The 10,500-nt window shown below is 41.8% G+C and carries 11 protein-coding genes; all 11 read left to right on the top strand.

Annotated elements, in window-relative coordinates:
• The first annotated feature begins 187 nt into the window (after positions 1-187).
• The 11 genes from gspG (at position 188) to DN599_RS03940 (ending at position 10,012) form a co-directional block, all read left to right on the top strand.
• A complete protein-coding gene (gene gspG / locus DN599_RS03990; RefSeq protein WP_110456327.1) occupies positions 188-592 on the top strand; it encodes a type II secretion system major pseudopilin GspG in 405 nt (134 codons plus the stop codon).
• Positions 570-2,306, top strand: coding sequence for a GspE/PulE family protein (locus DN599_RS03985; RefSeq protein ID WP_110456326.1), 1,737 nt, complete (start codon positions 570-572; stop codon positions 2,304-2,306). Before gspG ends, DN599_RS03985 begins: the two co-directional genes overlap by 23 nt.
• On the top strand, positions 2,306-3,496 hold the full coding sequence (locus tag DN599_RS03980; protein WP_110456325.1) for a type II secretion system F family protein: 1,191 nt from the start codon (positions 2,306-2,308) through the stop codon (positions 3,494-3,496). The genes DN599_RS03985 and DN599_RS03980 overlap by 1 nt, the downstream gene beginning before the upstream one ends.
• Positions 3,483-3,893, top strand: a complete 411-nt coding sequence (locus DN599_RS03975; RefSeq protein WP_110456324.1) for a prepilin-type N-terminal cleavage/methylation domain-containing protein — start codon at positions 3,483-3,485, stop codon at positions 3,891-3,893. Before DN599_RS03980 ends, DN599_RS03975 begins: the two co-directional genes overlap by 14 nt.
• Entirely contained in the window at positions 3,880-4,269 is a 390-nt protein-coding gene (locus tag DN599_RS03970; RefSeq protein ID WP_110456323.1) for a PulJ/GspJ family protein, read from the top strand. The genes DN599_RS03975 and DN599_RS03970 overlap by 14 nt, the downstream gene beginning before the upstream one ends.
• On the top strand, positions 4,248-4,949 hold the full coding sequence (locus DN599_RS03965; RefSeq protein ID WP_110456322.1) for a PulJ/GspJ family protein: 702 nt from the start codon (positions 4,248-4,250) through the stop codon (positions 4,947-4,949). The genes DN599_RS03970 and DN599_RS03965 overlap by 22 nt, the downstream gene beginning before the upstream one ends.
• The gene (locus DN599_RS03960; RefSeq protein WP_110456321.1) at positions 4,942-5,832 is read left to right on the top strand and encodes a type II secretion system minor pseudopilin; all 891 of its coding nucleotides are present in this window, start codon (positions 4,942-4,944) and stop codon (positions 5,830-5,832) included. Before DN599_RS03965 ends, DN599_RS03960 begins: the two co-directional genes overlap by 8 nt.
• Positions 5,829-6,902: a hypothetical protein gene (locus tag DN599_RS03955; RefSeq protein ID WP_162599144.1), complete on the top strand. Its 1,074-nt coding sequence runs from the start codon at positions 5,829-5,831 to the stop codon at positions 6,900-6,902. Before DN599_RS03960 ends, DN599_RS03955 begins: the two co-directional genes overlap by 4 nt.
• A complete protein-coding gene (locus DN599_RS03950; RefSeq protein WP_110456319.1) occupies positions 6,899-7,450 on the top strand; it encodes a GspMb/PilO family protein in 552 nt (183 codons plus the stop codon). The genes DN599_RS03955 and DN599_RS03950 overlap by 4 nt, the downstream gene beginning before the upstream one ends.
• A complete protein-coding gene (locus tag DN599_RS03945; RefSeq protein ID WP_110456318.1) occupies positions 7,447-7,959 on the top strand; it encodes a hypothetical protein in 513 nt (170 codons plus the stop codon). The genes DN599_RS03950 and DN599_RS03945 overlap by 4 nt, the downstream gene beginning before the upstream one ends.
• 178 nt (positions 7,960-8,137) lie before the next feature.
• On the top strand, positions 8,138-10,012 hold the full coding sequence (locus DN599_RS03940; protein WP_162599143.1) for a secretin N-terminal domain-containing protein: 1,875 nt from the start codon (positions 8,138-8,140) through the stop codon (positions 10,010-10,012).
• Positions 10,013-10,500 lie beyond the last annotated feature (488 nt).

The raw sequence follows: 10,500 nt of genomic DNA, 5'->3' as shown, positions 1-10,500 counted from the left end.
CAAAGCCAATTGTTTAATCATAAATAGCCTTTCTTTTCCTGATGCATTTCATTCCTTATAGGCTTGATACTGTATAGGTTTATATAGGGTAATAGCGTTGGTTTTGTAGGCTTTTATGATTCGCTAGAGAATCATGTTTTTACGGTTGTTTTTAACATCGATAATAATTATCAGGTAATCAAGAATTATGAGAAGTAAAAGGTTTTTAAATCAGGGCTTTACGTTAATTGAACTACTCATTGTTATGGTCATCCTTGGCCTTCTGGCATCTCTTGTTGCGCCACAGATGTTTTCTAAAGTGGAGTCTTCGCGTCGAGGCACGGCATCAGCACAAATGCAAATGCTAGCGACGTCTCTTGATGCTTATCGATTGGATGTCGGTAAATATCCCGATAATCTAACTGAATTGAGACAGAGCACTAACAAAAAATGGGATGGCCCCTATTTGCCCAGAGACGTTCCTTTCGACCCGTGGGGTAATCCTTATGTTTACCGTTTCCCTGGCAATAATGGTCCATTTGATATGGTTAGTCTAGGTGCCGATGGTCGTGAAGGTGGAGAAGGCGAGAATGCCGATATCGAGTATAAGTAAAGCCAAGGATCAAGAGGTATCAACGTCTCAGGTTAGTTTAGATGAAGGTAGTGGTATTGTTCGTTTTTTAAAAGAGAAAGAGATAGTTTCTCACGAGCAACTCCAAAGAGCACTAGATTATCAACAAGAGTTAGGTGGTCGAATAGAGAAGATTCTGATTAACTTAGGCGTTATACAAAAAGATGAATTGACCTCTTTGTATGCCGACTACTTATCACTTCCTTTATTCACTTCCGACATAGAACTATCCCTGTCTCCCGAATTTATATTGTCACTCGATGTCAGTAAAGGGATTGAGGAAGGAATATTACCTTTCGCTCAAGGAGACCGTGACGGCTTGCTCTCCGTGGCCGTTTTAGATCCTCTCAATATTCAAATTTATGAATTATGGATCGATTCTGAATTTGATTTAGATGTCCATCTTGCAACGCAATCGCAGTTTGATGAACTGCGCATTAAGTTGTTGGCGGAGCGTAGCTCGGAACAAAAATTAACAAGTGTAAAAGGCGGTAATGAATTAGAGCGTCTACGTGAGCTCGCGTTTGGTGCGCCAACGGTTAATCTTGTAAATAGTTTAATCGTAAAAGGGATTAAACTTCGCGCCTCAGATATGCACATCGAACCCTTTAAAGGTCAATATCGGGTGAGATATCGAGTCGATGGGATCCTGCACTTGAGTGAGAATGTACCAATTGCTCTGCAGTTAGGTGTCATATCTCGTATAAAAATATTATCAGGTATGGATATCGCTGAAAGGCGGAAGCCACAAGATGGCAAGATTGAAACCAGTGTTGCAGGAAAAGAGCTAGATATCCGCGTATCTTCGCTGCCTTTAGGCGAAGGCGAAAGTATGGTTATGCGTTTTCTACTGAAGGAATCTGTCAACTTCGGCTTAAATACCATAGGTTATGAGCCTGATTTAATTTCTCGAATTGAAAAGGACTTAGCAAGGACTACTGGTGTTATCTTGATGACAGGGCCAACAGGCTCGGGTAAAACAACCAGTTTGTATTCTTTTTTAGCAAAGTTAAATCAACCTGCGGTAAAGATTATTACACTTGAAGATCCTATCGAATATCAGCTTGACGGTATTAACCAAGTGCAAGTTAACACTGAAATTGGATATGATTTCGCGAAAGGCCTGCGCAGTATAGTTCGTCAGGATCCAGATATCATAATGATAGGCGAAATTCGCGATCATGAAACAGCAAGGATTGCGATGCAATCATCGTTAACCGGGCATTTAGTTTTCAGTACCGTACATACCAATGATGCGCCGACCACTTTCACTCGATTACTCGATCTAGGTGTCGAAGAGTTTCTACTTAATGCGTCGGTGATATCCATTATGGCGCAGCGTCTAGTTAGGACCTTGTGTCCAAATTGCAAGGCTCTAGATCCAAATATTCAGCACCTACTTGAGCTACCCGAGGTGAAGCATATTGCTAAGCAATATGGAGTCTCTCATCCGCATATTTACATTCAAAAAGGCTGCGAGAGTTGTGGTGGTAGTGGTTTTAAGGGCCGAATGGCAATTCTTGAATACTTACCGAACAATATAGAAGTTCAATCCATGGCTAAAGACCACACTTTTATAGAAAAAATTCGTGAGTTTAGAATAGAAAATAATCTAAGAACGTTAAAAGAAGATGGACTGCTTAAGGTCCTAAATGGTGTGACTACCTATGAGGAAGTTATGCGGGTGGCAGGCTAATGCAAACGTGGGAATTTGAAGCGTTAGATAAATCAGGCGCAAAAGTCAGAGGGCGAATTCGGGCTGAATCCGAATTCGCTGCGTTAGTCATAGTAAAAGAAAAATCATTACATCCACTATCGGTTCGAGAGAAAAGGGTCGAAAGTGGTTTATTTAATAGAATAAGTAACAGCGAATTAGAACAGTTGGTTATGGAGTTATCCTTGCTGTTGCGCAATGGTGTTCAGCTTGATAGGGCATTCGAGATGATGTCCGATTCCAATGCAAATAGTACCGCTGCCGCTATGTTGGCAGAGATAACAGAATCGGTAAGGGGAGGGCATTCGCTCCATATTGCTTTCGCTAAGTATCCTCGTTATTTCAACAATCTATTTTGTCAGATGGTTCGTATTGGTGAAGAATCGGGCAAACTTGCTATTACGTTAGAACGGCTAGGAAAAAACTTAAAATTCCAAAATGAGTTACAAGGCAAAGTTAATCAAGCCATGATCTATCCTGGCTTTATTTTTATGGTTTGTATGGTTGCACTCTTTGCTATTTTTAACTTTATCGTCCCTAGTATGGAGGGACTGTTTCACAATATGAAGCATGTGCCAAGTTATACTCAGTTTCTTATCGATACGAGTGCATGGATGCGTAGAAATCAATTTTTCTTAGGCATTTTCTTGGCGCTAATGAGTGTATTTGTACTGCTTTCATATCGTAAACCTTGGTTTAAAGATAGTGCGTTAGCAGTGATGCGTAAGCTTCCACTGTTGCGCACCGGGCTGCTATTTAGTGAGCGAATTCGCTATATCTCCGCAATGTATCTAATGCTGCAAAGTGGGTTGCCGCTAGCGCAAGCTCTGGCTTTTTCTGTACCTGTTGTGACCGATGTTAAGTTACAAAAGCAGCTGAGTAGGGTTAAAGATCAAGTATCACAGGGCTGGATGTTGTCAGATGCGTTAGCATCAACTGATATTTTAGAACCTGTGATGTTGTCATTGATCAGAGTGGGTGAGGAAAGTGGTAATTTAGAAGGTGTATTTGGTGAGATAACTGAACGCTCTCGATGGCGTTTTGAGCAATGGGCTATCAAGTTAACCAGTATGCTAGAACCTATTTTAATTATTGTAATGGGCGGCATGGTAGGCTCAGTCGTGGTTACCATGTTACTCAGTATTGTGTCTACATCCGATGTACCACTTTAACTGTAAGAATGGCTTCACGCTCATTGAGCTGCTTGTGGTTATGTTGTTGTTGTCATTGAGCATGAGCATTATTTTGCCATTAACAGTCGATAATGTAGAAAAGTCACGAATATCGGGCGAAATCCAACTTGTTGATTTATTTATTCAAGAAGTGAGGCGTGATAGCTTTTTTTTACAGCAACCTATACAAGTAAAATTTATTGGCAAACAAATAACCGCGCTTAGTAAAGATTATGACAAAACGCTAAAGACAGAACGTATAGCGTTTGATAATGTTCGTGTTCAATTTGAACCTACTGGCAAAAGCCCAATAGAAAAAGTGGCTGCGGCTGTAGACTCCAGACGATGGGAATTAAGTTTTGAAGAGACAGAAACAGTCTGGAATGACCCTGATTGAGGTGTTAATCGCTTCGATTATTTTGTTTATGGCGTTGGGTCTCGTTGGTGTTGTATATCAACAAAACTTTGATACACAAAGGCGTACGCAACAATACCTCAAAGAAGCTCGAGTGATGCAATCATTGATGGCGGCTATCCGGTTTGCCTTGCAGCAAGGGGAGAGCGAAGGGAAATTGAATATGGTTGGAATGCCATATAGTTGGAAAGCAAAGTTAATTGAAGCGAAACCAGAGATCAATTCCGTTAGTCCAGAAACAGGATTACCAGAGAGTGGTAGCGGTAAGCTACATCTTTTTAGTATCGAAGTGACCAATGAAAACACTCAACATGATTTTGAATTTAAGCAGGCTGTATGGTTAAGCAACAGGGTATGACACTTCTCGAAATGTTGATTGCGATGTTGATCATGTCATCTGTGATGATGTTATCGAGTAGCGCTTATTCTTATTACATTGCGGGGTTCCAAAATAAGCAGAAGCAAGTTGAAAAGTCACTCGATCTATTATTTAAAGAATCTCGTTGGCAGGAGCAACTAACGTCTGCTTTTTACTACTTATATAAATCACCTAATGGACGATTTGTCCCTTTTTTTAGCGGCAGTCATAGCGATATTTTTTGGGTAAGTCGGACCGGTCTAAGTCAACCAGACCAAGTAGCACAGTCATGGCTTGGGATATTGGATGGTCAATTCACCTATTGTGAACAATCATTATCAGTTGATCTGGTTCAACGTGGTGTATTTGATGCCGAAGCACTTTGTGAAAACTTCAAGTTGCCGCTTTATCCCGCAGAGGCAATCAAAATAACCTATTTCGGTTATAAATCGCGAATGGATAAATATAACGCTACGTCGGAGTTTTTACCTTTGGCATCGCGTCCCCAACCCAGTTGGTCTGAGACGTATAAGGGAAATGAGATGACGCTTTTACCCGATTGGGTGAAAATCCAAGTTTTCGAAGATCGTAATGCTAAAGAAAATCTAGAATATTGGAGCAATATCCTTGATAACGACCCTAATAAGTTAAGGTACTTTACGGGGGCGCTTGATGCTTAAACAGCGTGGTATGGCATTGTTGTTAGTGCTAATGATAACCACGATCATATCAGTCGTTATTACGGTACAACAATATACTATTCGTTCAACACTGAATTTGGCACAGCAAGCCAAAGATTTTGTCGCAGCGAGAGCGATAATTGAGTCCACCAAGGAAGAGTTAATATTTCAGCTTTCTACGAGTCTATTATGGCTTTACGGGCCATCACCTGAGCTAAGCATAAAATCTGGCTTCCCTGAAATGACGAACTTTTATGGGAAATCGTTTGAATATAACGATGTCACAGTTACACTGACCGACCTTTCTGGTCTAACTGCGGTTTTGCCATTTAATGAAGCGGCTTGGAGGGGATTGTTAGCTTACGGTGGCGCGACAAATATTGATAATATTATTGCAGCGTTAAAAGATTGGTATGATGAGGATGATTTTTTACATCTCAACGGTGCTGAAAAGAGGGATTATAAGCAGCCTGGATTACCGCGCAACGACCTCCCTCAGACTATTGCCGAATTAGCATTGGTTAAGGGGATGACGCCTAGCGTATGGGGAAAAATCTCGCCGTATCTTGCGTATATCTCAGGTGACCAACTCAATGCTGATTTTGTTCCAGAAGAAACTCTTGAGGTTATGATGGGAGAATATCGCGCAGGTCTAGCAAGAGACGCTCGTAAAAACTGGCAAGATGTGAACAAGGCGATAGATCGCCAGAGTGGAGAACAGAGCACCTTTTATCCATCAAACAGACTTAAGGTCGAAATGACCTCTCGAGTGAATAATGCCGCATATCATATTTCGTTTGTGCTGATCAGAGTTAATGGAACAGAACGAATAACACAAATAGCAGAGAGAAAAATTGAGTATTCTAAGGTTGTATCAAATTGAATTGGTTTAGTTTTGCGTTCGGAAACATGAGGTGGCTGGCATCTTCCGATACCAATAAAACAAAAAATGGTCTATGCCAAACTGTCGTGCTTAATCGAGGAAGTTATCAAGAAGAGCTTCGCAATTATAAGTGCGGATTTATTGATTTAATTAAATTGATTCGCAATGAATCCAAGTTATTAGCCGGCAATAATCATAAAGTATTATGGTTTATTCGTTCCGCTAGTATACAAGATTACACCGTATGTTTTGCTGTGATAAAGGCTGATGTCTATAAAAGCTTACCCGATGGTCTGAGCTTACTATTACCCGAAACATGGCTCATGTACGCTAAGTTAATTCCTGATCAGTTGTATCAGATTGATGGAAACAAACCCTATTGGGCTTTTTTACACAAGCATGGCGATCTTCATATTACCTCTATCGCAGGTTTAATGGTTGATCCACGTAATTTTTTAGATGCCTTAGGTGTGACCACCCAACAAGAAGTCATTGTGCTTGACCGTGAACAGCTATTGATATCTGAAGAGGTGACGGTCAAACCTCAAATGTTACTAGGCTTGTTTCATTATCGATCGAATAGTCGTTTACCTTCTCTTAATTGGAAAAAATTATCACTCCTTAGCGTTGCTGCGGTGGCTTGTTATATCGCGCTTATTTCTTCTTGGGCATCGTGGCGCGAGTACCAGTTGGAACAAGATGTCTCTGTGTTAAGGAGTGAGGCCAATGCGGTTTTTCAGCGACAAGCAGAGTTAGAGACGCAGCTAGAACTTGTAGAGTCATATAAGAACTTTCTCGATAAATATCCATCACAAACCGAGATCATACATACCTTAGTTAAGGATCTTGGTGACATCGCTACGTTGGAAAATATCCAACTCCGTGGTGCCTTGGTTCAACTAACAGGACAAACCGAGTCAGCGACAGAGGTCTTAGCCCAATTCAGTGCTTCGCCTCACTGGACAGAAGTGCGGTTCGATAGGCAGGTTCAACGTAGAAAAGATATTGATTATTTTACTATTAGTATGGTTTTTCGTCCTGAAAGTATTAAAGAGGAGGTATCGCAATGACAACTTCTCGTAACAAATACAGTTTGTTAATCATATTGCTGCTAGTGATTGCTAAATTTGTATTCGTACCCTGGGTACAATGGATAAATGAAAAAACCGATAATATAGCGCGACTATCGGCTAACGTTGAGCGTTTCTCTCAGACAAAAAATCGCAGCAAACAGCTCGAAGTGTTAGTCGATAACATTGAGAAAAGTTACCAAGTGCTAGACAGTAATTGGATAACAGCTAAAGACTCTATGGCATCGGTTGAAATTTTACGCACATTACAGTCGCAAGCTAAAGCGCTGGGGGTAGAACTTAAAAATACCAACGTAAAGCCAAGAACCGATTCAACAATACCTGGTTATCCAGTTAGCTTATATATGTCAGGAACACCAGAAGTGTTGATGAGTTATTTAGAAGCGATCGAATCGGGTACTCCTATGGTTAGAATTGTGCAAACAATCGTTCGCAAACAGAATATGAAGTCTAAGGTGCTTACTGCAAATGTTGAGTTGGTTGTTATCGCGAGCGTAGCGCAACCTGATGTTGGAGGTAACGAATGAAATCCATGATGCCCCACTTAGGCACTTTCAGGCGCGGTGATTTATTCGTGTTATCGCTTATATTGATTAGCCTTTTTTTACACGGACTTTCGTTAGTCATTGGCTCATATCCCGATAAAAAGCAGCGTAACGCACGTGAAATAACACAGGTTCCGATTATCGAGCTGATCGAGCACAAAAGCAGTCTCGAGCATAAACGAGCCTTTAGCAGTTCATTTGCCATAACGCCTACGTTGAGCAGTGAAGCGGGCGAAGATGAAGAAGATAAAGTTGAGAGTTTACCGGATCACGCGCCTAAGTTAATTGCAGTCTACAGGGTTGCCAATACCCTCAAGGCAAAAGTGATGAGCGTTAAAGACGGGCAGACCGAGTTTCATAACCTCAATATTGGTGATGAACTATTTGGCTTTAAGTTAGCACAACTTACATTGCGTACAGCGTCGTTTAACGGACCGGATGAAGCGACGCTTGAATTAAACATGTTTATCGATAATGACGCATCTAAGTAATTGGCGTTTGGGAAAAGAATCAATGAAAACAGTACACATTATAACAAAAAGTCTATTTGCATTCGGTGTGATGAGCTTCTTATCGTCATGCGCGTCTGTGGATAATATGGCAGATCCTTTTGCGAACAATGAGCCGTTTGTGGTGGATGGCTCATTTTTACATTCAAAGGATGCCAACTTGAATAAGAAAAGGGAGAGGGAAGAGTATAAAAAACCTGAGTTGGCCTTTTCTGAGCAAGTTATTAACTCCATGGATGAGTTGAAAACGGGCTCACCACTATTGACGCAAACGCCGGTATTTTCCTCTAGCGAACCTCTAAAGGTCGCACTTAACGAGATGGAGATCCCTCAACTTGTACATTATGTCTTTGGTGAGGTGTTATCCATCAGCTATGTCATGTCATCCGATGTTGAGCGTATGCGTGATAAAACAGCGTTAAATTTGCAAAAAGAAGTCACTCCCGATGAGCTTTACGAAATCACACGTAAGATATTGGCTCAACATAAAATTGAGGTGTACTCAAAAGACAATATTGTCTATTTAGATAAAAGCAGATCAAGCGTTGCAAACCGCTCTGTTGGTATCGGTGGAGAAGCTGCAGATTTACCGCCCACCGGTGATGAAATCGTCCAGTTGGTTCCTTATACCTATAACTCATCAAGAGCGGTGATCAGTATTTTACAAAAGCTGAGCAATGCTAAAGCGTACCCTGACACGGCTAACCGATTGTTAGTCGTCGAAGGCAGTCGCGCAGATGTTGAACGCGCGCTACAGGTAATCGCTATGCTCGATGTGCCCCATGCGCGAGGGCGTGATATACGGTTATTAAGTTTGGTGTATTTAACCCCGGATGAATTAATGGAACAGCTATCCGAGCTGATGCAAGCCGAAGGGCTGGTTATTGGCGAAGATATCGCCATGGTGCCACTTAATCGACTCAATGCTGTGGTGGTCTATTCCGGTTCGTCCGTACTGGGCAAGCGTGTTTCTATGTGGGCGCAAAAGATTGACGTAGCAACAGGCGGCGAGTCTGAGCGCTTTTATGTCTATCGCCCTCAATTTGCCAAAGCGGTCGACTTAATTAAGAGCATTGATATCTTATTCCCCCGTACTCCAGCGCCCACAGCGTCCGGTCGAAGGGCGGATGATAAAGTGGGTCCAGATGCCGTTGCCCCGGCCAATATGGAGGGCAGCATTAAAGTGACCGCCGATGAATCACAAAATGCGATTGTGATCCATGCTACGCCAAATAAATACCATGAAATCATGAACCTGCTGGAGCAGCTCGATAGACTGCCAGGGCAAATCGCCCTGCAAGTCATCATTGCCGAAGTGAGCCTAGGTAATGATGTTAATCGCGGCATCGATTGGTTTTATAATGAAAAAGGCATTAAAGGCGGAGACATGGCCACAGTCGATCTCAATGCTTCTGCTAGTAGCCTAGTCATGAATGCCGTCAGAGGTGACTGGAAGGTTGCGTTAAACTTACTGGCAAGTAAGACAGATTTTAAAGTGCTCTCTCGTCCCTATCTGGTCGTGAGAGATGGTGAAAGTGCCAGCATTAATTCTGGGGACCAAATTCCCGTACAAACAGAAAGCTCCAGTACCGATGATAATCCAAACGCGATTCGAACTGCAATTCAATACCGCTCTACGGGGGTGAATGTATCGGTCACTCCAACGATAAATGCTGACGGACTAGTCAGTTTAGAGTTATCGACAGAGACCTCAAACGTGCCAGATTCCTCGAAAGACTCACTAACACCGCCGATCACCAGCCGCAGTATCACCACCAGTGTGTTTGCGGCCGATGGTCAGACGATTATCTTAGGTGGTTTGATTTTAGACAGCACAACTGTGACCGACAACAAAGTACCGGTACTGGGGGATATTCCGTGGCTTGGTGGTTTATTTCAGAAGAAGAACAACGCTAAGAGCCGTACCGAGTTGATGATCCTTATTACCCCACGGATTATCAGAGATACTGTCGATTTAGATGATTTTGGAAGTAAATTGTCTGAGTTATACAGCTTTCCTGTCACCATTAACTAATCTTTAAGTCAAATACAGTGTTACCGCTAAAGCCCTATTCTTAAAATAGGGCTTTTTTGTTGCAAATTTAATCTGGTTTGGCCTGTTTCTAATGGGGAGAGATCTCCTGTTATAGGGGGATTTGTGGTCGATTTGATATCGCGGAATTCAATTATTGACTTGGCTGTTATGAGTACTGAGAACAAGCATACATAATGTGATGTTAGTGCTTTTAAATTTACACGAACGAGTGATATTATTGCTGGCAATAGGATGCAGATTAGTATTTTTATTAATCGCTTATCTGTAGAAAATAACGAGACGTTGGAAAAATAAACAACTAGGTCTCATTTAGTTATAATCCTGTTGACTATGTTTAAACAATCTGACTATCATGTCCGCCGTAAAGTATCTAACGGTGACACTTTTTGCGGCAAGTGAACGCATGCAAGCACCGGCCGCTGTACATGTGTTGCAGTCGTATTTTACATTTTAAGAGGAAGCAACTG

The sequence above is a fragment of the Shewanella algidipiscicola genome (assembly GCF_900380485.1).
Classification (GTDB): Bacteria; Pseudomonadota; Gammaproteobacteria; order Enterobacterales; family Shewanellaceae; genus Shewanella; species Shewanella algidipiscicola.
Note: the sequence above shows the minus strand (reverse complement) of the source record. Positions and strands in the feature narration are given on the sequence as shown.

Coding starts and splice junctions, on each gene's coding strand:
- DN599_RS03970 (WP_110456323.1), top strand. CDS start 3,880: ATGACCCTGATTGAGGTGTTAATCGCTTCGATTATTTTGTTTATGGCG.
- DN599_RS03985 (WP_110456326.1), top strand. CDS start 570: ATGCCGATATCGAGTATAAGTAAAGCCAAGGATCAAGAGGTATCAACG.
- DN599_RS03960 (WP_110456321.1), top strand. CDS start 4,942: ATGCTTAAACAGCGTGGTATGGCATTGTTGTTAGTGCTAATGATAACC.
- gspG (WP_110456327.1), top strand. CDS start 188: ATGAGAAGTAAAAGGTTTTTAAATCAGGGCTTTACGTTAATTGAACTA.
- DN599_RS03950 (WP_110456319.1), top strand. CDS start 6,899: ATGACAACTTCTCGTAACAAATACAGTTTGTTAATCATATTGCTGCTA.
- DN599_RS03945 (WP_110456318.1), top strand. CDS start 7,447: ATGAAATCCATGATGCCCCACTTAGGCACTTTCAGGCGCGGTGATTTA.
- DN599_RS03975 (WP_110456324.1), top strand. CDS start 3,483: ATGTACCACTTTAACTGTAAGAATGGCTTCACGCTCATTGAGCTGCTT.
- DN599_RS03965 (WP_110456322.1), top strand. CDS start 4,248: ATGGTTAAGCAACAGGGTATGACACTTCTCGAAATGTTGATTGCGATG.
- DN599_RS03980 (WP_110456325.1), top strand. CDS start 2,306: ATGCAAACGTGGGAATTTGAAGCGTTAGATAAATCAGGCGCAAAAGTC.